At 67.3% G+C, this 25,274-nt stretch carries 29 protein-coding genes; 20 read left to right on the top strand and 9 right to left on the bottom strand.

What is annotated here, in order from left to right; all coding sequences use genetic code 11:
• Nucleotides 1-14: 14 nt before the first annotated feature.
• From BLQ77_RS17550 to BLQ77_RS17505, 9 genes are all read left to right on the top strand, one after another.
• Entirely contained in the window at nt 15-1,499 is a 1,485-nt protein-coding gene (locus BLQ77_RS17550; RefSeq protein ID WP_040384014.1) for a replicative DNA helicase, read from the top strand.
• A gap of 81 nt (nt 1,500-1,580) precedes the next feature.
• Complete coding sequence (gene alr, locus BLQ77_RS17545) at nt 1,581-2,618, top strand: alanine racemase (protein WP_089961561.1); 1,038 nt, start codon at nt 1,581-1,583, stop codon at nt 2,616-2,618.
• Nucleotides 2,615-3,397 (top strand): MlaE family ABC transporter permease, encoded by a 783-nt coding sequence (locus tag BLQ77_RS17540; RefSeq protein WP_089961559.1) that lies wholly within the window; start codon nt 2,615-2,617, stop codon nt 3,395-3,397. Before alr ends, BLQ77_RS17540 begins: the two co-directional genes overlap by 4 nt.
• Before the next feature lie 17 nt (nt 3,398-3,414).
• On the top strand, nt 3,415-4,161 hold the full coding sequence (locus BLQ77_RS17535; RefSeq protein ID WP_089961556.1) for an ABC transporter ATP-binding protein: 747 nt from the start codon (nt 3,415-3,417) through the stop codon (nt 4,159-4,161).
• Nucleotides 4,162-4,233: 72 nt separating this feature from the next.
• On the top strand, nt 4,234-4,617 hold the full coding sequence (locus BLQ77_RS17530) for a hypothetical protein (protein WP_089961553.1): 384 nt from the start codon (nt 4,234-4,236) through the stop codon (nt 4,615-4,617).
• Nucleotides 4,618-4,669: 52 nt separating this feature from the next.
• Nucleotides 4,670-5,101, top strand: coding sequence for a paraquat-inducible protein A (locus BLQ77_RS17525; RefSeq protein WP_207545854.1), 432 nt, complete (start codon nt 4,670-4,672; stop codon nt 5,099-5,101).
• A 154-nt stretch (nt 5,102-5,255) separates the two neighbouring features.
• Entirely contained in the window at nt 5,256-6,134 is an 879-nt protein-coding gene (locus tag BLQ77_RS17520; protein ID WP_089961547.1) for a DNA repair protein, read from the top strand.
• Nucleotides 6,135-6,320: 186 nt separating this feature from the next.
• Nucleotides 6,321-7,685 (top strand): DNA repair protein RadA, encoded by a 1,365-nt coding sequence (gene radA, locus BLQ77_RS17510; protein ID WP_089961543.1) that lies wholly within the window; start codon nt 6,321-6,323, stop codon nt 7,683-7,685.
• 34 nt (nt 7,686-7,719) lie between these two features.
• Nucleotides 7,720-8,292 (top strand): CvpA family protein, encoded by a 573-nt coding sequence (locus tag BLQ77_RS17505; RefSeq protein WP_008883643.1) that lies wholly within the window; start codon nt 7,720-7,722, stop codon nt 8,290-8,292.
• A gap of 64 nt (nt 8,293-8,356) precedes the next feature.
• Here the strand turns inward: BLQ77_RS17505 and BLQ77_RS17500 are convergent, their stop codons facing one another.
• Genes BLQ77_RS17500 through BLQ77_RS17490 form a run of 3 tightly spaced genes read right to left on the bottom strand, consistent with a single transcriptional unit; the run spans nt 8,357 to nt 10,951 of the window.
• A complete protein-coding gene (locus BLQ77_RS17500; RefSeq protein ID WP_089961540.1) occupies nt 8,357-8,461 on the bottom strand; it encodes a DUF2474 family protein in 105 nt (34 codons plus the stop codon).
• Nucleotides 8,461-9,477 (bottom strand): cytochrome d ubiquinol oxidase subunit II, encoded by a 1,017-nt coding sequence (cydB, locus tag BLQ77_RS17495; protein ID WP_089961539.1) that lies wholly within the window; start codon nt 9,475-9,477, stop codon nt 8,461-8,463. Before cydB ends, BLQ77_RS17500 begins: the two co-directional genes overlap by 1 nt.
• A gap of 13 nt (nt 9,478-9,490) precedes the next feature.
• Complete coding sequence (locus BLQ77_RS17490; RefSeq protein ID WP_089961537.1) at nt 9,491-10,951, bottom strand: cytochrome ubiquinol oxidase subunit I; 1,461 nt, start codon at nt 10,949-10,951, stop codon at nt 9,491-9,493.
• A 242-nt stretch (nt 10,952-11,193) separates the two neighbouring features.
• On the opposite strand from BLQ77_RS17490, the gene purF reads away from it, so the two are divergent.
• The 6 genes from purF (at nt 11,194) to BLQ77_RS17460 (ending at nt 16,709) form a co-directional block, all read left to right on the top strand.
• Nucleotides 11,194-12,663 (top strand): amidophosphoribosyltransferase, encoded by a 1,470-nt coding sequence (gene purF, locus BLQ77_RS17485; RefSeq protein ID WP_165617144.1) that lies wholly within the window; start codon nt 11,194-11,196, stop codon nt 12,661-12,663.
• A 174-nt stretch (nt 12,664-12,837) separates the two neighbouring features.
• Nucleotides 12,838-13,101, top strand: a complete 264-nt coding sequence (locus BLQ77_RS17480) for an amidophosphoribosyltransferase (protein WP_089961532.1) — start codon at nt 12,838-12,840, stop codon at nt 13,099-13,101.
• A 40-nt stretch (nt 13,102-13,141) separates the two neighbouring features.
• Entirely contained in the window at nt 13,142-13,804 is a 663-nt protein-coding gene (locus tag BLQ77_RS17475) for an SDR family NAD(P)-dependent oxidoreductase (protein ID WP_089961529.1), read from the top strand.
• 200 nt (nt 13,805-14,004) lie between these two features.
• Entirely contained in the window at nt 14,005-14,790 is a 786-nt protein-coding gene (gene surE, locus BLQ77_RS17470) for a 5'/3'-nucleotidase SurE (protein WP_089961528.1), read from the top strand.
• Nucleotides 14,787-15,431 (top strand): protein-L-isoaspartate(D-aspartate) O-methyltransferase, encoded by a 645-nt coding sequence (locus BLQ77_RS17465; RefSeq protein ID WP_008883741.1) that lies wholly within the window; start codon nt 14,787-14,789, stop codon nt 15,429-15,431. Before surE ends, BLQ77_RS17465 begins: the two co-directional genes overlap by 4 nt.
• A gap of 60 nt (nt 15,432-15,491) precedes the next feature.
• The gene (locus BLQ77_RS17460) at nt 15,492-16,709 is read left to right on the top strand and encodes a peptidoglycan DD-metalloendopeptidase family protein (protein WP_008884547.1); all 1,218 of its coding nucleotides are present in this window, start codon (nt 15,492-15,494) and stop codon (nt 16,707-16,709) included.
• Nucleotides 16,710-16,848: 139 nt separating this feature from the next.
• Here BLQ77_RS17460 and BLQ77_RS17455 read toward each other — a convergent pair whose 3' ends face one another.
• From BLQ77_RS17455 to tatA, 4 genes are read right to left on the bottom strand one after another with little or no spacing between them, the layout of a single operon-like run.
• On the bottom strand, nt 16,849-17,643 hold the full coding sequence (locus BLQ77_RS17455; RefSeq protein ID WP_375360210.1) for an ATP-binding protein: 795 nt from the start codon (nt 17,641-17,643) through the stop codon (nt 16,849-16,851).
• Nucleotides 17,644-17,684: 41 nt separating this feature from the next.
• The gene (tatC, locus tag BLQ77_RS17450; RefSeq protein ID WP_008886317.1) at nt 17,685-18,635 is read right to left on the bottom strand and encodes a twin-arginine translocase subunit TatC; all 951 of its coding nucleotides are present in this window, start codon (nt 18,633-18,635) and stop codon (nt 17,685-17,687) included.
• Nucleotides 18,632-19,114 (bottom strand): Sec-independent protein translocase protein TatB, encoded by a 483-nt coding sequence (gene tatB, locus BLQ77_RS17445; RefSeq protein ID WP_008885830.1) that lies wholly within the window; start codon nt 19,112-19,114, stop codon nt 18,632-18,634. The genes tatC and tatB overlap by 4 nt, the downstream gene beginning before the upstream one ends.
• 6 nt (nt 19,115-19,120) lie before the next feature.
• Nucleotides 19,121-19,339: a twin-arginine translocase TatA/TatE family subunit gene (gene tatA, locus BLQ77_RS17440; protein ID WP_008885031.1), complete on the bottom strand. Its 219-nt coding sequence runs from the start codon at nt 19,337-19,339 to the stop codon at nt 19,121-19,123.
• A 208-nt stretch (nt 19,340-19,547) separates the two neighbouring features.
• Between tatA and BLQ77_RS17435 the strand changes: the two genes are divergently transcribed.
• Entirely contained in the window at nt 19,548-20,219 is a 672-nt protein-coding gene (locus BLQ77_RS17435; protein ID WP_008884175.1) for a helix-turn-helix transcriptional regulator, read from the top strand.
• Nucleotides 20,220-20,520: 301 nt separating this feature from the next.
• Here BLQ77_RS17435 and BLQ77_RS17430 read toward each other — a convergent pair whose 3' ends face one another.
• Entirely contained in the window at nt 20,521-21,096 is a 576-nt protein-coding gene (locus tag BLQ77_RS17430) for a YceI family protein (protein ID WP_089961522.1), read from the bottom strand.
• 704 nt (nt 21,097-21,800) lie between these two features.
• On the opposite strand from BLQ77_RS17430, the gene rpsF reads away from it, so the two are divergent.
• The 4 genes from rpsF to BLQ77_RS17410 all read left to right on the top strand — a co-directional run bounded on the left by rpsF (nt 21,801) and on the right by BLQ77_RS17410 (nt 23,692).
• On the top strand, nt 21,801-22,157 hold the full coding sequence (gene rpsF / locus BLQ77_RS17425) for a 30S ribosomal protein S6 (protein WP_008885383.1): 357 nt from the start codon (nt 21,801-21,803) through the stop codon (nt 22,155-22,157).
• 25 nt (nt 22,158-22,182) lie between these two features.
• A complete protein-coding gene (gene rpsR / locus BLQ77_RS17420; protein WP_008883620.1) occupies nt 22,183-22,410 on the top strand; it encodes a 30S ribosomal protein S18 in 228 nt (75 codons plus the stop codon).
• A 12-nt stretch (nt 22,411-22,422) separates the two neighbouring features.
• The gene (rplI, locus tag BLQ77_RS17415) at nt 22,423-23,034 is read left to right on the top strand and encodes a 50S ribosomal protein L9 (protein ID WP_089961519.1); all 612 of its coding nucleotides are present in this window, start codon (nt 22,423-22,425) and stop codon (nt 23,032-23,034) included.
• Nucleotides 23,035-23,362: 328 nt separating this feature from the next.
• Entirely contained in the window at nt 23,363-23,692 is a 330-nt protein-coding gene (locus BLQ77_RS17410) for a helix-turn-helix transcriptional regulator (RefSeq protein ID WP_089961518.1), read from the top strand.
• A gap of 98 nt (nt 23,693-23,790) precedes the next feature.
• Here BLQ77_RS17410 and tig read toward each other — a convergent pair whose 3' ends face one another.
• A complete protein-coding gene (gene tig / locus BLQ77_RS17405; RefSeq protein ID WP_089961513.1) occupies nt 23,791-25,122 on the bottom strand; it encodes a trigger factor in 1,332 nt (443 codons plus the stop codon).
• Nucleotides 25,123-25,274 lie beyond the last annotated feature (152 nt).

Below are 25,274 nucleotides of genomic sequence, written 5' to 3'. Positions count from 1 at the left end.
GCAGAGGCAGAGCAATGAACGACCAAAGCGTGTTCAACCCGGCAGGGCTCGAAGTCGAGCAGCCCGAGACCATGCCGCACTCCATCGAGGCCGAACAGCAGCTTCTGGGGGCGATCCTAACCAACAACGACGTCTACGACCGGGTCGCCGCGATCCTGGGCGCGGGCCATTTCTTCGAGCCGGTGCACGCGCGGATCTTCGAGATCGCCGCCGCCCGGATCGCCAAGAACAACCTTGCCTCGCCGGTGACGCTGAAGGCCTTCATGGAGGACGACGACGGGCTCAAGGAACTGGGCGGTCCGGCCTATCTCGCGCGCCTCGCCGGTGCCGCCGTGTCGAGCTTCGCCGTGCGCGACTATGCGCAGATGATCTACGATCTCGCGGTGCGCCGCGACCTGATCCGGCTCGGCCGCGACATCTCGGCCCGGGCCGCCAAGGTAGACGTGAAATCCGAGCCCCGAGAGCAGATCGTCGAGGCCGAACAGGCGCTCTACAAGCTCGCCGAGCAGGGCCATACCGAAGGCGGTTTCCAGAGCTTTCTCAGGGCTGTAACGGACGCGGTTAATGTCGCGAACGCAGCCTACCAGCGCGAGGGCGGGCTTGCCGGCATCTCGACCGGGCTCATCGACATGGACAAGAAGCTCGGCGGCCTGCACCCGTCGGACCTTTTGATCCTCGCCGGTCGCCCCTCGATGGGGAAGACCTCGCTGGCCACCAACATCGCCTTCAACATCGCCAAGGCCTACAAGCGCGGCATGAAGCACGACGGCACCGAGGGCGCCATCGATGGCGGCGTCGTGGGCTTCTTCTCGCTCGAGATGAGCGCCGAACAGCTCGCCAGCCGGATCCTCGCCGAGGCCTCGGAGATCTCGTCCCACAAGATCCGCCAGGGCGACATGGACGAGAAGGAGTTCCGCCGCTTCGTGGACGCCGCGAAGGAGCTCGAGGCCTGCCCGCTCTACATCGACGACACACCGGCGCTGCCGATCAGCCAGGTTGCGGCGCGCTCGCGGCGCCTGAAGCGGACCCACGGGCTCGACCTCATCATCGTCGACTACCTGCAGCTGCTGCGCGGCACCGCCGACAACCGGGTGCAGGAGATCGCGGAAATCTCCATGGGTCTCAAGGCGATCGCCAAGGAACTTAACATCCCCGTCATCGCCCTGTCGCAGCTCTCGCGTCAGGTGGAAAGCCGGGACGACAAGCGGCCGCAGCTCTCGGACCTTCGGGAATCGGGCTCGATCGAACAGGACGCCGACGTGGTGATGTTCGTGTTCCGCGAAGAATACTACGTCGAGCGGGAAAAGCCCTCGGACGACCGGCTCGACGAGATGGCCGCCTGGCAGGAGCGCATGAGCCGCCTGCACGCCAAGGCAGAGGTCATCATCGGCAAGCAGCGTCACGGCCCCATCGGCACGGTCGAGCTGTCCTTCGAGAGCCAGTTCACCCGCTTCGGCAATCTCGTCAAACCCTGGCAGCAGGACGGCGAAGGCTACTGATCCGGCAGCGGCATGGCGGCCTTGCGGCCCCGTGCCGCTTTGCCTCTTGACGCTCCGGCGGGCTTGGGCTCCAAGCGGGGCATGGCACAGGCACAGCTCACAATCGACCTCGCCGCGATCCGCGCCAACTGGCGCGCACTCGCCAACGCAACCACCGGCGAGGCCGGCGCCGTCGTGAAGGCGGATGGCTACGGGCTCGGCGTCGCGCGGGTTGCCCCGGCGCTGGCCGCGGAAGGCGCCCGGCGCTTCTTCGTCGCAACCGCGCACGAGGGCATCGCGGTGCGCCGCGCGCTGGGGGCCGGCCCCGAGATCTGCGTGTTTTCCGGCCACATGAACGGCGACGCCGAGATCATCCGCGACCACCGCCTGACGCCGATGCTGAATTCCATCGACCAGATGCTGCGCCACGTCGAGGCCCTGCCCGGCCACAGCTTCGGCATCCAGCTCGACAGCGGCATGAACCGGCTCGGGATGGAGCCGGCGGAATGGTCGGCGCTGCGCGAGATCGCGCTGGCGCAGAAGCCCGTGCTGATCATGTCGCACCTCGCCTGCGCCGACGAGCCGTCGCACGGCATGAACGCGTTCCAGCTGCGGACCTTCCGCGAGATGACCGATGGGCTCGACGTGCCGCGCTCGCTGTCCGCGACCGGCGGCATCCTGCTCGGGCCGGACTATCATTTCGAGCTCACCCGCCCCGGCGTCGGGATCTACGGCGGCCAGCCCTTCGCCGACGCCCGGGCTGTGGTCGAGCTGATGCTGCCGGTGATCCAGGTCCGCGACGTGGCCCCCGGAGAATCCGTGGGCTACGGCAACGCCCACGTGGCGCGCGTGCCGACCCGCGTCGCGACGGTCGCCGCAGGCTATGCCGACGGCATCCACCGCGCGCTTGCTGCCAAGGGCGCGGTCTGGGCCGGCGACACCCGCTGCAAGATCATCGGCCGGGTGTCGATGGACCTCATCACCGTCGATGTCACCGCGCTGAACAAGGTGCCCGAGCAGCTTGAACTGCTCGGCCGTCACCAGACCGTCGACATGGTCGCCGATGCGGTCGGCACCATCGGCTACGAGATCCTGACCGGCCTCGGGGCGCGCTACGCCCGGGTCTACACCGGCGCATGAGCCTCACCGCTCCCCTCGGGCTGATCGGTCGCTCTGTCCTGCGTGCGTTTGCCGGCGTCGGGCGGGTGGCGATCTTCGCGGCCCGCGCCGCCTCGCACATCTTCCGCGCGCCCTTCTATGGGCGCGAGGCGCTGAACGCGCTGCTGCAGATCGGCTGGCTGTCTCTGCCGGTGGTCGGCATGACCGCGCTTTTCACGGGCGGCGCGCTGGCGCTGCAGATCTACTCGGGCGGCGCCCGCTTCAGCGCCGAGGCCGTGGTGCCGCAGATCGTCGCCATCGGCATGGTGCGCGAACTGGGCCCGGTGCTGGTGGGGCTGATGATCGCCGCCCGCGTGACCTCGTCCATCGCCGCCGAGATCGCCACCATGAAGGTGACCGAGCAGATCGACGCGCTGGTGACGCTCTCGACCAACCCGATGAAGTACCTCGTGGCGCCGCGGCTGCTGGCGGGGCTCGTGGTGGTGCCGCTGCTGGTGGGCGTCGGCGACGTCATCGGCATCTTCGGCGGCTGGTTCGTCGCCACCAGCTCGCTCGGCTTCAACCCCGCCGCCTATCTCAAGAACACGCTTGATTTCCTCGAGCCGCTCGACGTGATCTCCTCGCTGGTCAAGGGCTGCGCCTTCGGCGGCATCGCGGCGCTCATGGGCTGCTACCACGGCATGCACTCGGGCCGCGGCGCGCAGGGCGTGGGCCGCGCCACCAAGGGCTCGGTCGAGGCCGCGGCAGTGCTGATCCTCGCCGCCAACTTCCTGCTCACGGGGGTGTTCTTCTCGATATGACGAACGACGCCACACCCATGATCGCCCTCGAGGGCGTCTCGAAATCCTTCGGCCGGAAGCACGTGCTGCGCGGGGTCGACCTGATCGTGCCGAAGGGCACCTCCATGGTCATCATCGGCGGCTCGGGCACCGGCAAGTCGGTGACGCTGAAATGCGTGCTGGGCCTCGTCGAGCCCGACGCGGGCACCATCCGCGTCGACGGGCGCGACATGCACGAGGGCGACCGCGACGCCTTCCTCGCGCGGTTCGGCATGCTGTTCCAGGGCGGCGCGCTCTTCGACAGCCTGCCTGTCTGGCAGAACGTCGCCTTCCGCCTGCTGCGCGGCGCGCTCAAGCGGCCCCGGCGTGAGGCCCGCGAGATCGCCATCGAGAAGCTGCGCCGCGTGGGGCTGACGCCCGACGTGGCCGATGCCTTCCCCGCCGAGCTCTCGGGCGGCATGCAGAAGCGCGTCGGTCTCGCCCGCGCCATCGCCGCAGATCCCGAGATCATCTTCTTCGACGAGCCCACCACCGGGCTCGACCCGATCATGGCCGGCGTCATCAACGATCTGATCCGCGAGATCGTCACCGAGATGGGCGCCACCGCGATGACCATCACCCACGACATGTCCTCGGTCCGTGCCATTGCCGACCACGTCGCCATGCTGCATGACGGGGTGATCAAGTGGACCGGGCCGGTCTCGGAGATGGACAGCGCCGCGGATCCGTTCCTGCAACAGTTCATCCACGGCCGTGCCGAGGGTCCGATCGCGGCGGTCAGGTAGCCGACGGCCGCCCGCCGCTCGCACGCCCCGGACGCAAACCGACTTAGACTGACGTAGACAGACGAGAGAGTGATGTTCGAACCCACCCCGGTCCTGCTCGCCTTCCTGATCTTCAAGCGCTTCGTGTTCCTCGAGCTTGTCGCCGCGCTGGCGCTGGCCCGGGTGATCCGCGCCACCGGGCCGTCCCGGCTTGCCGCCCTCGGCGCGCTGTTCCTCGCCTCGGTGGGCGCGGCGATCCTGCTGGCCCCGATGGCGGGGCTCGACCACGGCCCGGTCTACGCCGCCGGCGCACGCTTCATGGCCATGGGCAGCGGCATGCTGCCGCTTCTGCTGCCCTCGGTGCTGCTCGCGCTCAGCGCCTACGTGCCGGGCTCGCGTCACCGTGGCATCGACATCGCCCATATCGTCGCGCTCTGGGTCCTCGTGGGGCTATGGCTCGCCAGCGTGATGCTCTGAGACCGCTGGCCCCTCGCGTTCCGTGCCGAAGACGGGCACAACTCTCGCCGTGATGCTGAAAGCCCTGAACCTCGCACTCCTCGTGCTCTACCCGGTCGCCTGGACCGCGCCGCTGATGCGCGCCGGGCTGCTGCCGCTTTTCGGCCTCTCCGAGATCAGCGTGCTGAGCGGGCTGCAGGCGCTCTGGGGCAGCGACATCTTCCTTGCCATGGTGGTCACGATCTTCGCGATCTTCGCGCCGTGGCTCAAGACGCTGGGGCTGGCGCTGCTGCAATTCGGCCTGCTCGACCGCCGCGTCCTGCCCGCGCTCGAGATCCTCGGAAAGCTCGCCATGGCGGACATCTTTCTCATCGCACTTTACATAACGCTCGCGAAGGGAATCGGCGTCGGCCGGATCGAGACCGCCTGGGGGCTCTATCTCTTCACCGCCTGCATCCTCGGGTCGATCCTGATTTCCCACATGGAATCACGGCGAAAGCCCTGATCGGCCCGTTACCACTGGTGGCGTGTCAGGGGCGGCACCGCAGGGATTCGGGACCTCGCGACCCGCATTCAAAAAAATCTAGGTGAAAGCGCAACCTTCGGCGTATTATTGCCGTTGTGTATTCAATTAACTCGATTTTGCCGGGAGTTTTACGATGAATACGTCTCTGCGCGCCACCGGTCAGCTCGTGCAATACCTCATGCAACGCATCGCCTTCCTGATGGTGCTCACGCTCGGGCTCGGGCTCTCGGCCTATGCGGTGGCCGCAGCACTCGGTGTGGTTCCATGGCTGGTGATGCCGCTGCAATTCGGCGACACCGCCCCGATCGAGGCCGGCATGGCGGTGCAGCTCGGCATAACCGCCCTCGCCTTCTGCCTGATGTTCTTCCTCCCCGCGAACTCCCGGATGATGGCGCTCGAGACCTCGCACCGCCGCTTCCACATGGGCATGCGCGACGTGGCGCGCGCCTATTCCGCCGCCCACCGTGCCGACCGAGAAGGTGTCTTCACCATGCCTTCCGAATTCGACTCCGTGCGCGAGCGCATCGCGTTCCTGCGCGACCACCCCGATCTCGGCGATCTCGAACCGTCGGTGCTCGAGGTGGCGGCGCAGATGAGCCATGTCTCGCAGGAGCTGGCGCAGGTCTATTCCGACCGCAATGTCGCCCGCGCCCGCGATTTCCTCATCGCCCGGCAGCAGGAGGTCGAAGACTTCAACATCCGGCTCGAGGAGGCCAAGCGCGTCGCCAACGAGATGCACAGCTGGCACACCCGGCTGTCGCTGGAAGAGGACGTGGCCGAATCTCAGCTTGCCCGGCTCTGCGAGGTGCTGGAAACCATCCTGCCCGAGCTCACGCACGCGCCCGACCCCGCCCCGGCCCATGCACATGCCGAAGCACAGGACGTTTCCACCCCGCTGGTGTTGCGCAACCACGCGCATGGCTCCGGCTGGGTCGGCGGCCCCGCTCACGCCGGGGCCGGAATCGAGGATCAGCGCATCGTCGCCATGGTGAGCCGCCGCGCCGCCGAGTGAGCCACCGGCACCCTCTGCCTCTCTGCTGCCGCCAAACGGAATAAGGTCAGCAGGATGAGGGACCTGTCTTCTTCATCTTGCCAGATAAACTCCCGCCGGAGGCGATCCCGCCCCATCCTCCCTTCCCCAACCTCCGAGGTCGGTACGGCGCTTGCGTCCGTCTCCGGGCCGGGGCAAAAGGCCCTCATGGCGCGCACCGCATCCACCTTCGTCTGTCAGGCCTGTGGCAACAGCACCTCCAAGTGGTCGGGGCGCTGCGAGGCCTGCGGCGAATGGAACACCATCGTCGAAGAGACCCCGCTGTCCACCGGCCCCACCGGCAAGAGCCTCGGCAAAGCCAAGGGCCGCGCCGCGCGGCTCACCGACCTGTCGCACCCCGAAGCCCCGCCGCCGCGCACCGCCTGCGGCATCGGCGAGCTCGACCGGGTGCTGGGCGGCGGGCTGGTGCCGGGTTCGGCCATCCTGGTGGGCGGCGATCCGGGCATCGGCAAATCCACGCTGCTGCTGCAGGCTGCCGCGGCCTTCGCCCGCGCCGGGCTCAAGGTGATCTACGCCAGCGGCGAGGAAGCCAGCGCGCAGGTGCGGATGCGGGCGCAGCGGCTCGATCTCGCGCAGGCGCCGGTGCAGCTCGCCGCCGAGACCAACCTCCGCGACATTGTCACCACGCTCGAGCAGGAGCGCCCGGCGCTCGCCATCGTCGACTCGATCCAGACCATGTGGGCCGACAACGTGGCCTCGGCCCCGGGCTCGGTGGCGCAGGTCCGCGCCGCGGCGCATGAGCTCACCACCTTTGCCAAGAGCCGCAACACCAGCGTCATCATGGTGGGCCACGTCACCAAGGACGGCCAGATCGCCGGCCCCCGCGTGGTCGAGCACATGGTCGACACGGTGCTCTATTTCGAGGGCGAGCGCGGCCACCAGTTCCGCATCCTGCGCAGCGTCAAGAACCGCTTCGGCCCCGCCGACGAGATCGGCGTCTTCGAGATGACCGGCGCCGGGCTCGCCGAGGTCGGCAACCCCTCGGCGCTGTTCCTGTCCGAGCGCGGCACCCCGGCGCCCGGCTCGGTGGTCTTCGCAGGCATCGAGGGCACCCGCCCGGTGCTGGTCGAGTTCCAGGCGCTGGTCGCCCCCACCCCGCAGGCGCAGCCGCGCCGCACGGTGGTCGGCTGGGACGGCGGGCGGCTCGCGATGATCCTCGCGGTGCTCGAGGCGCGTTGCGGCATCCCCTTCGGCGGGCTCGACGTCTATCTCAACGTCGCCGGCGGCATGAAGGTGAGCGAACCGGCCGCCGATCTCGCGGTCGCGGCGGCGCTCCTGTCGGCGCGCGAGGACGTGGCAGTGCCCCCCGAGACGGTGGTTTTCGGCGAAATCAGCCTCTCCGGCGCGCTGCGTCCGGTGGGCCAGACCGAAAACCGGTTGAAAGAGGCGCAAAAACTTGGTTTCTCCACCGCAATTCTGCCCCGCGGCGGAAAGGCGAAATCGAAGGGCATGAAACTGACCGAGATGCCCGATCTCGCCACCGTGGTTGGCGAGGTCTTCGGCGCCGGCTGAACGCGGGCGAGAGGTCGACAAAGGACGGGAACGGATGGAAGGTTTCACTATAGTAGACGGCGTGGTCGCCGTCGTCATCGTGCTCTCGGCGCTGCTGGCCTACTCGCGCGGCATCGTGCGAGAGTCACTGGCCATCGCGGGCTGGGTCGTCGCGGCCATCCTCGCCTACATCTTTGCGCCGCAGGTACAGCCGCTGGTGCAGGAGGTGCCGGTGATCGGCGAATTCCTGACCGACAGCTGCGAACTTTCGCTCATCGCCGCATTCGCCGCGGTGCTGGCGCTGGCGCTGGTGATCGTGTCGCTCTTCACCCCGGTGTTCTCGAGCATCGTGCAGCGCTCGGCGCTCGGCGGGCTCGACCAGGGGCTCGGTTTCCTCTTCGGCGTGGCGCGCGGCGTGCTGCTCGTGGCAATCGCCTTCTTCGTCTACGAGACGGTGATCACCGCGCAGGACATTCCGATGATCGAGGATTCGCGCTCGGCCGCGGTGTTCGCGCAGTTCACCGACCGCATCGAAGAGCAGAACCCCGAAGCCGCGCTGGGCTGGATCACCAGGCAGTACGAACAGCTCGTCGCGGTCTGCCAAGCACCGACGCCGAACGACGCCTGATCGCGTCTTCGCACGGACTGACAGGAACGCGCGGCCCCTCGGGTCGCGCGTTCTGCTTTGCGGCCTAGAGCAGCATCAGCCGGATCAGCCAGGCCACCGTGCCGACCGCGGCGACGCCGCCAAGGTAGAGCAGCGCGAACCAGCCCAGCTTCTGAAACCCGCCGCGCATCAGTGGTAGCCCTCGTCAGGGTCGAGCTTCCCGCGGAACACCCAGTACGCGTAGGCTGTGTAGGCCAAGATGATCGGCACCAGCACCACCGCCCCAACGAACATGAACATCTGCGAGGATTCCGGCGCCGCCGCGTCCTGCAACGTCACGGCGGGCGGGATCACGTAGGGCCACATCGACACGCCCAGCCCCGCGAAGCAGAGCAGGAAGAGCCCCAGCGCCAGCAGCATCGGCAACCAGTCGGGCCCCTTGCCGGAGGTCAGCGCCCGCGCCAGCCACAGGGTCAGCGCCGCCACCAGCACTGGCACGATGGCGACCTCGAGGATCCCCGGCCAGGCCAGCCAGCGCTCGAAATAGGCGGTCTCGAGGAAGGGGGTCGCGGCGCTCACGCCGACGATGCCCGCGACCGTGGCCAGCCCCGCCACCCGGGCGGCGACACGGGCCCGGGCCTGGATCCCGCCCTCGGTCTTGATGTTGAGCCAGCAGGCGCCGAGCAGCGCGTAGCCCGCCACCACCGAGACGCCGCAGAGCAGGGTGAAGGGCGTGAGCCAGTCCCACCAGCCGCCCGCGTAGGCGCGGCCTTCGACCTCGATCCCCTGCAACAGCGTGCCGAGGATCATGCCCTGGCAGAGCGCCGCCAGCGTCGAGCCTCCGATGAAGGCGCCGTCCCAGACCCAGGCCGAGAACGGCCTGCCCGCGCGCCAGCGGAACTCGAAGGCCACGCCGCGGAAGATCAGCGCCAGCAACATGGCGACGATCAGCGGATAGGTCGCGGGCAGGATGATCGCATAGGCAAGCGGAAAGGCCGCGAAGAGCCCGCCGCCGCCCAGCACCAGCCATGTCTCGTTGCCGTCCCAGACCGGGGCGACCGAGTTCATCATCAGGTCGCGGTCCTGCTTTTTCGGGAAGAACGGGTAGAGGATGCCGAGCCCAAGGTCGAAGCCGTCGAGCACCACATAGGTGAAGACCGCGAAAGCGAGCAGCAAGGCCCATGCGAGGGTGAGATCGATTGCCATGGTGTCTGCCCTCCTATTCCGCCGGACGGGGGGCGCCCCGCCCAGTCTCGGCCTGCCCGTCTCCGGCCTGCCCGTCCTCGACCATCTGATGAGGCGTGAGACCCGCGGTGCGGATCGGCCCCTCGTCCGGCCCCTCGCGCTCGTTCAGCTCGGGCGGTTTGCTCATCAGCCGCAGCAGGTAGACCACGCCGGCGCCGAAGACGGTGAAGTAGATCACCACGAAGGCGATCAGCGACCAGCCGACCGCGCTCGCCCCCAGCGGCGACACGGCGTCGGCGGTGCGGAGCTGGCCGTAGACCACGTAGGGCTGCCGTCCGACCTCGGTGGTGATCCAGCCCGCGATCACCGCGACCAGCCCCGACGGCCCCATCGCCACCATCGCCCGCCAGAGCATGGGCGTTGCGTAGAGCGCTCCGCGCCAGCGCGCCCAGAGCCCCCAGAGCCCCGCGCCCACCATCAGGAAGCCGAGCCCGACCATGACGCGGAACGACCAGAAGATCACCGCGACCGGCGGCTCTTCCGCGTCGGGAACCACGTCGAGCCCCTCCATCGCGCCGTTCCAGCCGAGCCCGAAGATCACCGAGCTCAGGTGCGGGATCGAGATCTCGTAGCGCATCTCTCCCGCCGCCTGGTCCGGCAGACCTAACAGGATCAGCGGCGCACCGTCCGGGTGGCTCTCGAAATGGCCCTCCATGGCGGCGATCTTCACCGGCTGATGCTCCAGCGTGTTGAGCCCGTGCTCGTGGCCAACCATGACCTGCAGGGGCGCGGTGACGACGATCATCCACATCGCCATCGAGAACATGGTGCGGACCCCCGGGTTGTGCCCGTGCCCGCGCAGCAGGTGCCACGCCCCGGTGCCGCCCACGATGAAGGCCGTGGTCAGGTAGGCTGCGGTCAGCGTGTGTGCGAGGCGATAGGGAAACGACGGGGTGAAGACGATCGCCCACCAGTCCTCGGGGATGAACTGCCCCGCCTCGTTCATGCCGAAGCCCTGCGGGGTCTGCATCCACGAGTTCACCGACAGGATCCACGTGGCCGAGATCGCCGTGCCCACCGCTACCATCAGCGTGGCGAGCATGTGCAGCCCCGGCCCCACCTTCCTGCGCCCGAAGAGCATGATCCCGAGGAACCCCGCCTCGAGGAAGAAGGCGGTTAGCACCTCGTAGGCCATGAGCGGCCCCACCACCGGCCCCGCCTTGTCCGAGAAGCCCGACCAGTTGGTGCCGAACTGGTAGGACATGACGATGCCCGAGACCACGCCCATGGCAAAGCTGATGGCGAAGATCTTCACCCAGAAATTGAAGAGCCGCAGGTAGGTCGCGTCCCGTTTCCACAGGTAGAGCGCATTGAGCACGGCGAGATAACTCGCCAGCCCGATGCTGATCGCCGGGAAGATGAAATGGAACGACACCGTGAAACCGAACTGGATCCGGGCGAGGATCGTGGCGTCGAGACCGAGAAAGCTGTCCATGCGGCTTCTCCTGCGCGAATGAGACCTTTACTTGCATCCTGTGGTAGAAAAACTAGGCGGACCCGCCGCAGCGACCAGCCGAAAACACGCGGCCTCCTGTCGCGGCGCCTCTTCACATTGCTGTCAGGCACTCCATATGGTTCAGAGGAATAAGATGTTTTCGTGACACTTCCCTTCCGAGGTCTTAAAGAGACCGCATCTCCCATATTCAGGATTCGGAGCTGCCCTTGTCCGAGCGCACCCTGCACCCCGCTAATCCCTTTGATTCCGACGATCTGGAAGGAGACAAGCTGCACGAGGAATGCGGCGTCTTCGGCATCCTCGGCGTCGCGGACGCGGCGAACTTCGTGGCCCTAGGGCTGCACGCCCTGCAACACCGCGGCCAGGAGGCGGGCGGTATCGTCTCCTACGACCCCGACGAGGGCTTCAACTCGGCCCGTCGCTTCGGCTACGTCCGCGACAACTTCACCAACGCCACCCTGATGAGGACGCTGCCCGGCGCGCTGGCCATCGGCCACGTGCGCTACTCGACCAGCGGCAAGAAGGGTGCGGTGATCCGCGACGTGCAGCCGTTCTTCGGCGAGTTCGCCATGGGCGGCGCCGCGATTGCCCACAACGGCAACCTCACCAACGCCATCCAGCTGCGCCGCGAGCTGATCGAGCGCGGCTCGATCTTCCAGAGCTCGTCGGACAGCGAATGCATCATCCACCTGATGGCGCGTTCCATGGGCCGCACCATCCCCGACCGGATGAAGGAAGCGCTGCGCCAGTGCGAGGGCGCCTTCTCGATCGTCGCGATGACCCGCTCCAAGCTGATCGGCGTGCGGGATCCGATGGGCGTCCGGCCTCTGGTCATGGGCCGCCTGGGCGACGCGATGATCCTCGCCTCCGAGACCTGCGCGCTCGACATCATCGGCGCCGAGTTCATCCGCGAGATCGAACCGGGCGAGATGGTCGTCATCAGCGAGAAGGGCGTCGAGAGCTTCCGCCCGTTCGAGCCGCGCCGTCCGCAGCCCTGCATCTTCGAATACGTCTACTTCAGCCGCCCGGATTCGGTGCTCGGCGGGAAGTCGGTCTACGAGGTGCGCCGCGAGATCGGTCGCCAGCTCGCGCGTGAAGCCCCCGTCGACGCGGACATGGTCTGCCCGGTGCCCGACAGCGGCACTCCCGCGGCCATCGGCTACAGCCAGGAATCCGGCATTCCCTTCGAGATGGGCATCGTCCGCAACCAGTACGTCGGCCGGACCTTCATCGAGCCCACCGAGCAGATCCGCAACATGGGCGTGCGCCTCAAGCTCAACGTGAACCGCGCCCTGATCCGCGGCAAGCGGGTGATCCTGATCGACGATTCCATCGTTCGCGGCACCACGTCGCGCAAGATCCGCGAGATGATCCTCGAGGCCGGCGCCGCCGAGGTGCACTTCCGCATCGCGAGCCCGCCCACCGTGTGGCCGTGCTTCTTCGGCATCGACACACCGGACCGCGAGCAGCTCATCGCCGCGCGCATGTCCGAGACCGAGATCCGCGACTACCTCGGGGTGGATTCTCTGAACTACATCTCGATCGACGGGCTCTACAAAGCTCTGGGCGAGGAGAACGGCCGCGATCCCAAGGCGCCCGCCTATTACGACGCGGTGTTCACCGGCGATTATCCAATCGCTCCGGTCGACATGATCGAGAAGGGCTTCAAGCTCAAACCCGCCGCCGAGTAAGGCGCGCGGACGGGGGCGCGCCGCTTCAGGCGCCCCCTCGCCGATGACGGCGGCTGCTTTCCGCCACCCGTCGTGACGTCGCAGATTCGTGACGTCACGGCCCTCTTTCGCCCTCCGGCGCGCCTGTCTATCTCCCGCGGCGCACCAGCAGACACAGCGAAAGACATGGCCAGAATGGCACAAGACCAATCCAATCCCATCGTGGCGAAATCGGCCACCACCTCCGCCAGCCTCTCGAGCCGCGGCATCGTCCTGCTCGGGGTCTTCGGCAAGGAATCCGCCCCCGGGGCGCTGCTCCGCGTGCCCGGCGGCCGCATCGAGAAGGTCGGCGTCGGCTCGCGCGTCGGCAGCCACCGCGTGGTCGCCATCGACGACAGCCGCGTCGCGCTGTCGCAGGGCGGCCGGGCCGAGTGGCTCAGCCTGCCCGGCTCCCGCTGAGCACGTTGACAAACCGCCCGCGGGCGGCGATGCATCGCCCATGACCGACCAGATCGCCCCCGAGCAGATTGCAATTGTCACCGGTGCCTCGCGTGGACTGGGCTTCGCCCTGGCCGAGGCGCTCGCCCCCCGTTTCCACGTCGTCGCCGTCGCCCGTACCGTGGGCGGGCTCGAGGATCTGGACGACCGGATCAAGGCCCGTGGCGGCGCCGCCACGCTCGCGCCCATGGACATCACCAAGCAGGATGCGATGGCGCAGCTCTGCCGCTCGGTCCATGACCGCTGGGGTGGCGCGGCGCTCTGGCTTCACACCGCCGTGCATGCCGCCCCGCTGGCCCCCGCAAGCCACATGGACGCCGCCGACTGGGAAAAGTCGGTGAAGACCAACCTCACGCCGATGGGCTATCTCGTGCCCTTCATGGCGGCGCTGCTCGGCCCCGAGGGCCGCGCGGTGTTCTTCGAGGACGACCACTCGGGCGCCAAGTTCTACGGCCATTACGGCACCACCAAGGGCGCGCAGATCGCGCTGGCCCGGAGCTGGCAGGCCGAGAGCGTCAAGACCGGCCCGCGGGTCGACATCGTGACGCCCGCGCCGATGAACACCACCACCCGGATGCGGTTCCACCCGGGCGAGGACAAGTCAGTGCTCACCAGCCCCTACGCCGAGGCCGCGCGGCTTCTGGCGGAGCTCGAGCTCGGCTGAACGACGGCGCCTCCTCTCGGGGAGGCGCGCCACATCCTGCCGCCTCTTCGCGGGGAGGCGCGCCAAGCCCCACTGCCGGTGACAAATGCGGCGCCCTGCGGTTGCGCTGACAGTTCCGCAACGCTCTTGGCGGCATCGGTCTCAGCCGCCTTGCCCCGTCCTGCCACATTGCCTATTCAGGCCGAAAGACAGGGGGTTCCATGCGTATTCTGATCACCAATGACGACGGCATCAGCGCCCCCGGGCTGAAGGTGCTCGCGGCCATCGCCGCCGATATCGCTGGCCCCGAGGGCGAGGTCTGGACCGTTGCCCCGGCCTTCGAGCAATCGGGCGTCGCCCATTGCATCAGCTACACCCACCCGATGATGGTCACCGAGATGGGCCCGCGCCGCTGGGCGGCCGAGGGCAGTCCCGCCGATTGCGTGCTCGCGGGCATCCATGACGTCATGTCCGACACGACGCCGGATCTCGTGCTTTCGGGCGTGAACCGCGGCAACAACTCGGCCGAGAACGCGCTCTACTCGGGTACGCTGGGCGGCGCGATGGAGGGCTCGCTGCAGGGCATCCCCAGCATCGCCCTGTCGCAGTTCCTCGGGCCGGAGACCCGCGATCTGCCGACTCCCTTCGAGGCCTCCGCCACCCATGGCGCCGAGGTCATTCGCCGGATCCTCGCGCTGACGCCCGCAAGTGGCGGCGACTACCCGCTGTTCTGGAACGTGAACTTCCCGCCGGTGCCCGCCGCGCGGGTGAAGGGCACGCGGATGGTGCCGCAGGGCAAGCGCCGCGGCACCTGCTTCACCACCGAGCCGCATCTCTCGCCCTCGGGGCGCCGCTTCCTGTGGATCCGTGGCGGCGACCAACGCGTCGCGGCGACGCCGGGCTGCGATTCCGAGGCCAATCTCGACGGCTGGATCTCGGTCACCCCGATGCGCGCGGATCTCACCGCGCACGATGCGCTGGCCGATCTCGGGGATGCCTTCGCATGAGCTTCACGCCGGAAGCCAAGATGCAGTTCCTCTATGCGCTCCGTTCCCACGGTGTGACCGAGACTGCCGTGCTTCAGGCCATGGAGAAGATCGACCGCGGCGCCTTCGTGAAGGGCTACTTCAACGAACGCGCCTACGAGGACATGCCGCTGCCGATTCCCTGCGGCCAGACGATCTCGCAGCCGTCGGTGGTCGCGCTGATGACCCAGGCGCTGCGGCTCACCGGGCGCGAGAAGGTGCTCGAGGTCGGCACCGGCTCGGGCTACCAGGCGGCGATCCTCAGCCTGCTGGCGCGCCGGGTCTACACCGTCGACCGCCACCGCAGGCTGGTGGCCGAGGCCCGCGCGGTCTTCGATGCGCTCGATCTCGTCAATATCACCGCCTTCACCGCCGACGGCAGCCACGGGCTACCGGACCAGGCGCCCTTCGACCGCATTCTCGTGACTGCCGCCGCCGAGGATCCGCCCGGCCCGCTCTTGGCCCAGCTGAGGATTGGCGGTATCATGGTCTTGCCCGTAGGGCAGTCCGACACCGTGCAGCACCTGATCCGCGTCACCCGCACCGATCAGGGCTACGATTATGACGAAATGCGCCCCGTGCGTTTCGTGCCGCTGGTGGAAGGGCTGGCCAAGGACAGCTAGACACGCCGGCACATTTGCCGTGACGTCCCGGGAACAAGGGGCGCATCAGAGGATATCGAGATGGACAGCACATTCCGCCCGCTCCCCCTGCGCCTTGGCGCGCCCATCGCCCTACTGGCGGCGCTCGGCGCCTGCTCGGGGCCGCTCGACTACGACATGCGCGGGCGCATGGGCGGTCCGGTCGACACCAGCCAGGCGGCGCTGACTGCGGTCGAGGACCGGCCCGCCGCCGATAGTCGGGGCATCATCTCCTACCCGAATTACCAGGTGGCCGTGGCCCGCCGGGGCGACACGCTGAGCGACGTCGCCACCCGCATCAACCTGCCCGCAGGCGAGCTGGCGCGCTACAACGGCATCCAGCCGGACGACCAGCTGCGCGACGGCGAGATCATCGCCCTGCCCCGGCGCGTGTCCGAGCCCTCGCCCTCCACCGGCGCCGTGGCCACCGGCCCGATCCAGCCCGCGGGACAGGTCGACATCACCACGCTGGCAAGCTCGGCCATCGACCGTGCCCCGGCCTCGCCCGCGCCTGCCGCCTCGACGGGCTCGAGCGGCGTCGAGCCGATCCGCCACCAGGTGACCCGCGGCGAGACCGCCTACACGATCGCACGGCTCTACAACGTGACGCCGCGCTCGCTGGCGGACTGGAACGCGCTCGACAGCAACTTCACCGTGCGCGAAGGCCAGTACCTGCTGATACCGGTGGTCGACAGGACCGCCACCACAAGCCGCCCGGTCACGACCTCGGCCGCTGCGACCACCGCGCCCGGTGCCGGCTCGCCCACGCCGCAGCCGCCGTCCTCGACGCAGCCGCTGCCGCAGAACCAGCCTTCGGTTGCCGAGACCCAGGCCAAGGCCGCCTCCGCGACCGCCGCCGCCCCGGTGGCCGACATCGGCCAGAAGCAGGCCGCCGCGAGCGCCAGCTCGAATGCGCGCATGGCGATGCCGGTCAACGGCGCCATCATCCGCGAGTATTCCAAGGGCAAGAACGACGGCATCGACATCTCGGCCCCGGCCGGTACCCCGGTCAAGGCCGCCGAGAGCGGCACGGTCGCGGCGATCACCACCAACACCGACAATGTGCGTATCGTGGTTGTCCGTCACGCCGACGACGTGCTGTCGATCTACACCCACGTCGACAACCTGACGGTCGAGAAAGGCTCGTCGGTCAGCCGTGGCCAGACCATCGGCAAGGTCCGCTCCGGCGACCCGAGCTTCCTGCACTTCGAGGTGCGCAAGGGCTTCGACAGCGTCGATCCGATGAGCTACCTGCGCTGAGCCCTGGCCTGCGGGTCCGAAGGCATCGCACAGACCGGAAACGGGAAAAGGCGGGGCACATCACCCCGCCTTTCTTCTTTTCCCGCGATCCTGATTCTGGATGGTCCCGACAAGGCCAGGACCACGGCCGACGCGTGGCTCAGATCGCCACGCCCTTGCGGCCCGCGAGGTCGGTGAAGAACTGCCACGCCACCCGGCCCGACCGCGCGCCGCGCGTCGCCTGCCATTCGATAGCCTCGGCCCGCAGCACCTCTTCCTCGACCTCGACCCCGTGCGCCGAACAATAGCCGCGGATCATCTCGAGATACTCGTCCTGCGAGCACGGGTGGAAACCGAGCCAGAGGCCGAAGCGGTCAGACAGCGAGACCTTCTCCTCGACTGCCTCGGACGGGTTGATCGCCGAGCTGCGCTCGTTCTCGATCATGTCCCGCGGCATCAGGTGACGCCGGTTCGAGGTCGCGTAGAACAGGACGTTGTCAGGGCGCCCCTCGATGCCGCCGTCCAGCACCGCCTTGAGGCTCTTGTAATGCTGGTCGTCGTGGCTGAACGACAGGTCGTCGCAGAACAGCACGAAGCGCCGGTCGGACGCCCGCAGCAGGTTCAGCAGCCGCGCCACGGAGCCGAGATCCTCGCGCTGCAGCTCCACCAGCTTCAGGTCCTGCCCCCGGGCCCGCACCTCGGCACAGACCGCCTTCACGAGGCTCGACTTGCCCATGCCGCGCGCGCCCCAGAGCAGCGCGTTGTTCGCCGCGAGGCCACGGGCGAACTGCTCCGTGTTGGCCAGCAGCGTGTCGCGGGTGCGGTCGATGCCCACCAGCAGCGGCAGCGGCACCCGGTTCACCTTGGCCACCGGCTCGAGCCGGTCCGGGTCGACGTGCCAGACAAAGGCCTCGGCAGCGTCGAAATCAGGTGCGGCGAGCGGCGCCGGAGCCATACGCTCCAGCGCCGCCGCGATCCGTTCAAGTTGGTCTTCGGTCACGTCTTTTCCTTGCCCTCGCCGTCCTCTGCGGCGTCTTCTTCATCTTCGTCGAACCACAGACCCTGTGCCCGCAGCTCCTTCTCGCGCTTCCTCTCGACCATGCGGACGAGGAAGATCGAGATCTCGTAGAGCCCGTAGACCACCGTGAACAGGATGACCTGCGTGGTCACGTCCGGCGGCGTCACCAGCGCGGCCAGCACAAGGATTGCCACGACCGCATACTTGCGCACGCTGCCGAGACCGGCGGCCGACACCAGACCGGCCTTGCCCATCAGGGTCAGCAGCACCGGCAGCTGGAAGCAGAGCCCGAAGGCGATGATGAACTTCAGCGTGATGTCGAGGCTCTCGTTCACCTTGCCGAAGAAGGTGATGCGGATGCCTTCCGTGGTCTCGGGCACCATCGCGGGCTCGGCTGCGGGCACGCCCGCCACGCCGTCGCTCACCCGGTCGGCCGCGGTCGAGAGCAGGTTGGCAAAAATCGACGACACGTCCGCGAAGCCCAAGAAGAAGGCCATCGCCAGCGGCGTCACCACGAAATGCGCAAAGCTCGCGCCCAGCAGGAACATGACCGGCGAGGCGACAAGGAACGGCAGGAACGCGCCCTTCTCGGACTTGTAGAGCCCCGGCGCCACGAAGCGCCAGAGCTGGTAGGAGATCACCGGGAAGGCCAGCCCGAAGCCGAACACCATCGAGATGCGGAACAGCGTGAACAGGTATTCCTGGGGGCTGGTGTACTGCATCGTGGGCGACGGATCGCCAAGATTGCGCAGCGTTTCCTCGATCGGTCCCAGCAGGAACTGCAGGATCGGCTCGGCCACGGTGAAGGCGAGACAGATCCCGATGATGAACGCGATCACCGAGCGGATGAGCCGCGTGCGCAGCTCCGCCAGGTGCTCGATCAGCGGCGCCGAGCTGTCTTCGATCTCGTCATGGTCTGCGTGGCTCATGCCTCACCGTCTTTCTTGAGCGCCGCTTCCATCTCCTCGGCCTTGGCGGCGGCTTCCTCGGCGCGCTTCATGGCGGCCTCGGCATCGCGCCGCTGCCGGTCGGCGGCAGTCCGCGCCGCACTGGCCTCGATGCGCTTCTTGGCCTCCTCACGCTCGGGATCGAGCGCGGCGGGGTCTTCCTTGAGCGACGTGGTCTTCTTCGCGGGCGCGGGGTCGGTCATGGTGCGCGCCGCGTCCCGAACCCCGTCCATCGCCGAGCCCAGCGGGTTCGTCGCGGTCTTGAAGGTCTTGGCCACGTCCCGCACTCCGCTCTCGTCGGCGGCATCGTTCATGGCGCGGGTGAACTCGCGGGCCATCCCGCGCGCCTTGCCCATGAACCGTCCGACATTGCGGAAGAGCACGGGCAGGTCCTTCGGCCCGACCACGATCAGCGCCACGATTCCGATGACCAGCAGCTCGGACCATCCCAGATCCAGCATGTGGGCTTACACCTTGTCTTTTTCGGTCTCGGCCGGGGTGACGTCCTTGGCGCTGTCCGCCTTTTCGTCCTCGAGCTCCTTCTGGCCGTCGTTCACGCCCTTCTTGAAGGCGGTGATGCCCTTGCCGACCTCGCCCATGAGGTTGGAAATCTTGCCGCGGCCGAACAGCACCAGAACAACGATGGCGATGAGAAGAAGGCCGGGAAGGCCGATGTTGTTGAGCATGTCTCTAGTCTCCTGTCGCGGGCCACCTGCTCCGGCGCCCGTGCATCAATTCTGTCCGATCTCTAGAACGGCGCTTGCGCCACAGGAAGCGGGAAAGCCCACCGCGCCCGCATCGCCACACGGAATTCGCCGCGCTCTTTGACAAAAACCTGTCAGTTGTTCAAACTCATCGCTCCCCGACGCACCCAGCCCCAGCCCGACGAATCGCATGAAGAAGACCGACCGCCTCTATGCCCTGATGACCCGCCTCAAGGATGGCGGCGTGCACACCGCCGAGGCGCTGGCTGCCGAGCTCGGCGTCTCGCAGCGGACGATCTACCGCGACATGGACACGCTCGCCGCCTCGGGCATCGCCATCGAGGGCACCCGCGGCCGCGGATACGCCGCCCGCGCCAGCCTCACCCTGCCGCCGCTGAACCTGACCGAGACCGAGCTCGAGGTGCTGCACCTCGGCCTCGCTGCGGTGGGCGCCGGCGCCGGCGACCTGCCGGAACTGGCCGAGGCGGCGCGCTCGCTGTCGCGCAAGATCGACGCGCTCCTGCCCGAGGACGGCACCGCAGAGCCCGGCAGCTTCGGCTTCGCCGCCTACCCGTTCCACGAGGCCGCGCAGGGCTTCCGCCACATGCCGGCGGTGCGCGCCGCCATCCGCGCCCGCCAGAAGCTCCGCGTCACCCTGCGCGACACGCCCGCGCCACAGGACCTGCGGCCGCTCGCGCTGGATTACTGGGGCCGGATCTGGACCTGCACCGCCTGGAATGAGACCCAAGGCGACTTCACCACGCTCCGCCTCGACCGCATCACCGCCCTCGCCCCGCTGCCCGGCCTCTTCGTGGACGAACCCGGAAAGCGCCTGGGCGACTACACCGCCACCCGGACCTGAGCCCGCACCCGGCCACATCCCCCCTCGGACCTTCCCCCCCTGGCGATCCCGCCAGCGCCCTCTCCCGCATCCCGGCCCCTCACCCCTCGCAACCCCGCTCCTTCATCTTGCCAGATAAACTCCGGGGGTGAGGCGCGGCACGCGCCGAGGGGGCAGCGCCCCCTCTCGCCCCTCCAACAAAGCCCGACGCCAAACACGAAAAGACCCCCGAAGCATACGCCCCGGGGGTCCCGCAGTCTGTTCTCGATCATTCCGCCGGTCGGACCATCACCCGGTCAAACAAGCGAACGGACAGGACCGATCACTCGGCCTTCATCGCCTCGACCGAGATCTCGACCTCGACCTCGTCGCTCACGTAGGGCGCGAACATGCCGAGATCGTAGTCCGAACGCACCAGCGTGGTGGTGGCGTGGAAGCCGAGCCACGGCTTGCCTTCCATCGGGTGCTCGCCGGCCTTGGTCAGGACGGTGTCGAGCACCACTTCCTTGGTCACGCCGTTCAGCGTCAGGTCGCCGGTGATCAGCGCGGTGTCGTCGCCGGTCACTTCGATGCCGGTCGAGGTGAAGGTCACCAACTCGCTGTCATCGGTGGCGCCGAAGAAATCGTCGCTCATGAAGTGCTCGAAGCGGGCTTCCCAGCCGGTCAGCATCGAGCGTACCGGGAAGGAGACCTCGACGGAGGACGCGGCCGGATCTTCGGCGTCGAACGAGATATCGCCCGTGAAGCCCGAGAACATGCCGTAGCCGGTCGAGAAACCGAGGTGGTTGTAGGAGAAGACGATCTGGCTGTGGCTGCTGTCGAGCGTGTAGCTCTCGGGGGCTGCGACTGCGGCGAGGGGAGTGGCCGCGATCAGGCCGGCGAGAAGAAGCGATTTCATGTCGGGCTCCGTCAGGATGAAAAGGGGTCGTTCGGGCAGGATCCCAGTGAGCCTGCCGATGACGGATAGATGGCGGTTTGCTGCGCTGCCGCAACTGCCGCTCCCCCCACAGAAACTGTTCGAAAACGAACACTTGTCTTGCAGATTTCCGCGCAGCCGGGCGTCCGGGTCGGCGTCGCTCCGCGCGCAGGCAGGTCGGACTGCAGCGCCCGGCGATCAGCGTGGAGACCGAGAGTCCCGCCCGCATGAGCCCCGCCTCCTCCGTCCGAGGCGCGGGCCGGAGTCCCATCGCCACCATGACGAGCCCCGCGCCCCGGCGGAAGCGGTCATCAGCACCCCCCCAGCCACAGCGCCCCCGCGGCCGACCCATTGGCAGGCCAGTCTGGTGGATCTCTGCGGCGCCAATCATCGCTCGGCTCCTGTCGCGGCACGGGCGTTCTGCCCTTGATCTTCTGCCGCGAGCCTCGGCATCAATCCCGCCGGGTATGCTGCGACATGCGGCGGACTTCCGGGCAAGGCCCCGCCCCCGCAGACACCGCACCAAAGGCCCGGCCCGACGCGGCCGTTCGCGCTTGATCCTGCCGCTCATCGGTGTATATGGGCGCATCCCTTCGCGTGAACGTTTCAACCGCGCAGTCTCTCGTGGGCAGGTGCGGAGGGTGAGCCTGTCCTATGAAATGCGCCCAGACAGAAATGGAGCTCACATGCCGCTTTACGAGCATGTTTTCATCGCGCGTCAGGACCTGTCCAACGCGCAGGCCGAAGGCCTCGTCGAACATTTCGGCACCGTCCTCTCCGACAACGGCGGCAAGATCGTCGATTCCGAGTACTGGGGCGTGAAGACCATGGCCTACAAGATCAACAAGAACCGCAAGGGCCACTACGCCTTCCTGCGCACCGATGCGCCCGCCGCAGCCGTGCAGGAAATGGAGCGCCTGATGCGCCTGCATGACGACGTGATGCGCGTCCTGACCATCAAGGTCGAAGAGCACGCCGAAGGTCCGTCGGTCCAGATGCAGAAGCGCGACGAGCGCGAAGGCCGCCGCGAGCGCCGCAACTAATCACCTGAAGAAGAGGAGTTAAACCATGGCTGCAAAACCGTTTTTCCGCCGCCGCAAGGTCTGCCCCTTCTCGGGCGACAATGCACCTGCCATCGACTACAAGGACACGAAGCTGCTGCAGCGCTACATCTCGGAGCGTGGCAAGATCGTTCCGTCGCGCATCACCGCAGTGTCCGCGAAGAAGCAGCGTGAGCTGGCCCGCGCCATCAAGCGCGCCCGCTTCCTCGCCCTTCTCCCCTACGTCGTGAAATAAGGAGACAGGCACATGCAAGTCATTCTTCTTGAGCGCGTGGCCAAGCTCGGCCAGATGGGCGATGTCGTCGACGTCAAGGCCGGCTACGCCCGCAACTACCTGCTCCTGCAGGGCAAGGCGCTGACCGCCTCGAAAGAGAACATCGCCCAGTTCGAAGCGCAGAAAGCTCAGCTCGAGGCCCGTAACCTCGAGACCAAGCAGGAAGCCGAAGCCCTCGCCGACAAGCTCGACGGACAGCAGTTCGTCGTGATTCGCTCGGCATCGGATGGCGGCAACCTCTACGGCTCCGTCACCACCCGTGACGCCGCCGATGTCGCGACCGCCGAAGGCTTCTCGATCGACCGCAAGCAGGTCATCATCCGCCAGCCGATCAAGGAACTGGGTCTGCACGACGTCGAGGTGCACCTGCACCCCGAAGTGATGTGCGTGGTCACGATCAACGTCGCCCGCTCGCCGGAAGAGGCAGAGCTGCAGGCGTCGGGCAAGTCGATCCAGGAACTCGCTGCCGAGGAAGAGGCCCAGGCCGAATTCGAGATCTCCGAGCTGTTCGACGATCTCGGCGCAGCCGGTTCCGACGATGCCGACATCGTCGACACCCCGGAAGGCGACGACGGCGCGAACTGATCCCAGGGATCTTGATCGCGGCGGTCACGCCAATGCCAAAAAAGAGACCGCGCCGGCAAACCCGGCGCGGTTTTTTTATGCACCCACTCCCGTTTTGCGAGACTTACAGCAAAAAATAGAATCGCGTACGGTTTGTTTCGGCAATTATTCGCTCCTGAATGTGCCGAATGTTCTCTTTCCTGATCGAACTCCGTCACCAAAAAACTAAGAATTAAACAGGATTACATCTAAAACTTGCTCCCCGTCGTGACAGCGTGCACCTCCCCCCGGTCCGACACCGGACGCGGTTTCCGGGCAGCAAGTAGAAAGGGCAGAAAAAGACGTGACGTTGGAACAACGCATCGCAGCACGAGTTCGCCAGCATAGGCAAGCCGCAGGGCTCACCCAGTCGGAACTGGCGAACAAGATCGGGGCACACACCCAGCAGATCTATCGGTACGAGACAGGCGGCGGGCGGATCCCCGCGACCCATCTGTGCGAGATCGCCCGTGTGCTTGCGCTACCGCTCGAGGCATTCTTTGACGAACAGACTGATATCGGCACCGACGACGAACTTCTCCTGCGCGACACGCGCACCGTCGCCATGCTGCTCCGCTCGCTCTCTGCAGAGCGCCGCAGCGCCATCATCGACCTGTTGAGGGCCATGGCCGCGGAGTGACCGCCCGCCGCCTCTGAGCCAAGCAAAAAGGCCGCCCCTTGGGGCGGCCTTTTCGTATTCTGGCGGGCGATCCGGAAGACCGCCCGGTGATCCCGGGATCACTCCTCGTCGAGCGCCTCGACGGCGGTCTGGAGCTCGTCCTTAGAAACTTCCTTCTCGGACACCTTGGCCTGAGCCGCGATGTGATCGATAACCTTGTCCTCGAAGATCGGCGCGCGCAGCTGCTGCTGCATCTGGGCGTTCTGGCGCACGAAGTCGAAGAAGGCGCGTTCCTGGCCCGGGTACTGGCGGGCCTGGCTCATGATCGCCTGGGTCATCTCGGCGTCGGTCACCTCGACCTCTGCCTTCTGGCCGATCTCGGCGAGCAGCAGGCCAAGGCGCACGCGGCGCTCGGCGAGCTTGCTGTGCTCTTCGGTCGGCTCGATGGCGCCGTGGTCGTGGCCGTGATCTTCCGGGTGCTCTTCGTGGTAGAGCTGGTGGGCGATCTGCTTGGCCTCGGCGTCGACGAGGGTCGGCGGCAGCTCGAAGCTGACCAGCGCGTCGAGCTTGTCGAGCAGGTCACGCTTCATCACCTGGCGCGCGGCACCGGCGAATTCCGCCTCGAGGCGCTCGCGGATCTGGCCCTTGAGCGACTCCAGGTCCTCGGCGCCGAACTTCTTGGCGAGCTCGTCGTCGACCTCGGCCTCGACGGGCTCTTTCACGGCCTTGACGGTCACATCGAAGACGGCCGCCTTGCCGGCGAGGTGCTCGGCACCGTATTCCTCGGGGAAGGTGACCTCGACGGCTTTCTCTTCCTCGGCCTTCACGCCCACGAGCTGCTCTTCGAAGCCCGGGATGAAGGAGTCGGAGCCCAGCACCAGCGGGTAATCCTCGGCGGCGCCGCCGTCGAAGGGCTCACCGTCGACCTTGCCGACGAAGTCGATCACGACCTGGTCGCCATCCTTGGCCTTGGTGCCTTTCTTGCGGTCCTTGAAGTCCTGCGCGGTCTTGGCGAGCGAGGCCAGAGCCTCGTCCACCGACGCGTCGTCGGCCTTGACCACGAGCTTCTCGATCTCGACGCCCGAGAGGTCGACCTCCGGCACGTCCGGGAGCTTCTCGTAGGACATCTCGACGTTCACGTCGTCGCCTTCTTTCCAGTCCTCGTTGGTCATCTTGACCTCGGGCTGGAGCGCGGGACGGTCGCCGCTCTCTTCGAAGTGCTTCGACATCGCCGCGTCGATCTCTTCCTGCATGGACTCGCCGAGCAGACGCTCGCCGAACTGCTTCTTGAGCAGCGGCATTGGCACCTTGCCCTTGCGGAAGCCCTTCATTTCGATCTCGGGCTGCGCTTCCTTGAGCTTTGCGTTGACCTTGGCGTCCAGTTCCTCGGCGGTGAGGATGAGCTCATAGGCGCGCTTCAGACCTTCATTCAGCGTCTCGGTGACCTGCATGTCATCTTCCTTGGTTCTTGCGCGGCCCCGTCTCTCAGCGCCGCCTGTACTCTGTCGAATTTGCGGTCTTCTATGCGTCCGCGCCCTTGCGCGCAAGGCGGATTTGCGTGCCGCGCTGCGGCATCTCCATGGCTCGGCACGGGACCGCGAAA

The sequence above is a fragment of the Salipiger thiooxidans genome, from assembly GCF_900102075.1.
Classification (GTDB): domain Bacteria; phylum Pseudomonadota; class Alphaproteobacteria; order Rhodobacterales; family Rhodobacteraceae; genus Salipiger; species Salipiger thiooxidans.
This window is presented reverse-complemented; position numbering and strand designations above follow the sequence as displayed.

Excerpts from the sequence above, each read along its gene's own strand:
- BLQ77_RS17550 (WP_040384014.1), top strand. The coding sequence starts at position 15 with ATGAACGACCAAAGCGTGTTCAACCCGGCAGGGCTCGAAGTCGAGCAG.
- alr (WP_089961561.1), top strand. The coding sequence starts at position 1,581 with ATGGCACAGGCACAGCTCACAATCGACCTCGCCGCGATCCGCGCCAAC.
- BLQ77_RS17540 (WP_089961559.1), top strand. The coding sequence starts at position 2,615 with ATGAGCCTCACCGCTCCCCTCGGGCTGATCGGTCGCTCTGTCCTGCGT.
- BLQ77_RS17535 (WP_089961556.1), top strand. The coding sequence starts at position 3,415 with ATGATCGCCCTCGAGGGCGTCTCGAAATCCTTCGGCCGGAAGCACGTG.
- BLQ77_RS17530 (WP_089961553.1), top strand. The coding sequence starts at position 4,234 with ATGTTCGAACCCACCCCGGTCCTGCTCGCCTTCCTGATCTTCAAGCGC.
- BLQ77_RS17525 (WP_207545854.1), top strand. The coding sequence starts at position 4,670 with ATGCTGAAAGCCCTGAACCTCGCACTCCTCGTGCTCTACCCGGTCGCC.
- BLQ77_RS17520 (WP_089961547.1), top strand. The coding sequence starts at position 5,256 with ATGAATACGTCTCTGCGCGCCACCGGTCAGCTCGTGCAATACCTCATG.
- radA (WP_089961543.1), top strand. The coding sequence starts at position 6,321 with ATGGCGCGCACCGCATCCACCTTCGTCTGTCAGGCCTGTGGCAACAGC.
- BLQ77_RS17505 (WP_008883643.1), top strand. The coding sequence starts at position 7,720 with ATGGAAGGTTTCACTATAGTAGACGGCGTGGTCGCCGTCGTCATCGTG.
- BLQ77_RS17500 (WP_089961540.1), bottom strand. The coding sequence starts at position 8,461 with ATGCGCGGCGGGTTTCAGAAGCTGGGCTGGTTCGCGCTGCTCTACCTT.
- cydB (WP_089961539.1), bottom strand. The coding sequence starts at position 9,477 with ATGGCAATCGATCTCACCCTCGCATGGGCCTTGCTGCTCGCTTTCGCG.
- BLQ77_RS17490 (WP_089961537.1), bottom strand. The coding sequence starts at position 10,951 with ATGGACAGCTTTCTCGGTCTCGACGCCACGATCCTCGCCCGGATCCAG.
- BLQ77_RS17480 (WP_089961532.1), top strand. The coding sequence starts at position 12,838 with ATGGCACAAGACCAATCCAATCCCATCGTGGCGAAATCGGCCACCACC.
- BLQ77_RS17475 (WP_089961529.1), top strand. The coding sequence starts at position 13,142 with ATGACCGACCAGATCGCCCCCGAGCAGATTGCAATTGTCACCGGTGCC.
- surE (WP_089961528.1), top strand. The coding sequence starts at position 14,005 with ATGCGTATTCTGATCACCAATGACGACGGCATCAGCGCCCCCGGGCTG.
- BLQ77_RS17465 (WP_008883741.1), top strand. The coding sequence starts at position 14,787 with ATGAGCTTCACGCCGGAAGCCAAGATGCAGTTCCTCTATGCGCTCCGT.
- BLQ77_RS17460 (WP_008884547.1), top strand. The coding sequence starts at position 15,492 with ATGGACAGCACATTCCGCCCGCTCCCCCTGCGCCTTGGCGCGCCCATC.
- BLQ77_RS17455 (WP_375360210.1), bottom strand. The coding sequence starts at position 17,643 with ATGGCTCCGGCGCCGCTCGCCGCACCTGATTTCGACGCTGCCGAGGCC.
- tatC (WP_008886317.1), bottom strand. The coding sequence starts at position 18,635 with ATGAGCCACGCAGACCATGACGAGATCGAAGACAGCTCGGCGCCGCTG.
- tatB (WP_008885830.1), bottom strand. The coding sequence starts at position 19,114 with ATGCTGGATCTGGGATGGTCCGAGCTGCTGGTCATCGGAATCGTGGCG.
- tatA (WP_008885031.1), bottom strand. The coding sequence starts at position 19,339 with ATGCTCAACAACATCGGCCTTCCCGGCCTTCTTCTCATCGCCATCGTT.
- BLQ77_RS17435 (WP_008884175.1), top strand. The coding sequence starts at position 19,548 with ATGAAGAAGACCGACCGCCTCTATGCCCTGATGACCCGCCTCAAGGAT.
- BLQ77_RS17430 (WP_089961522.1), bottom strand. The coding sequence starts at position 21,096 with ATGAAATCGCTTCTTCTCGCCGGCCTGATCGCGGCCACTCCCCTCGCC.
- rpsF (WP_008885383.1), top strand. The coding sequence starts at position 21,801 with ATGCCGCTTTACGAGCATGTTTTCATCGCGCGTCAGGACCTGTCCAAC.
- rpsR (WP_008883620.1), top strand. The coding sequence starts at position 22,183 with ATGGCTGCAAAACCGTTTTTCCGCCGCCGCAAGGTCTGCCCCTTCTCG.
- rplI (WP_089961519.1), top strand. The coding sequence starts at position 22,423 with ATGCAAGTCATTCTTCTTGAGCGCGTGGCCAAGCTCGGCCAGATGGGC.
- tig (WP_089961513.1), bottom strand. The coding sequence starts at position 25,122 with ATGCAGGTCACCGAGACGCTGAATGAAGGTCTGAAGCGCGCCTATGAG.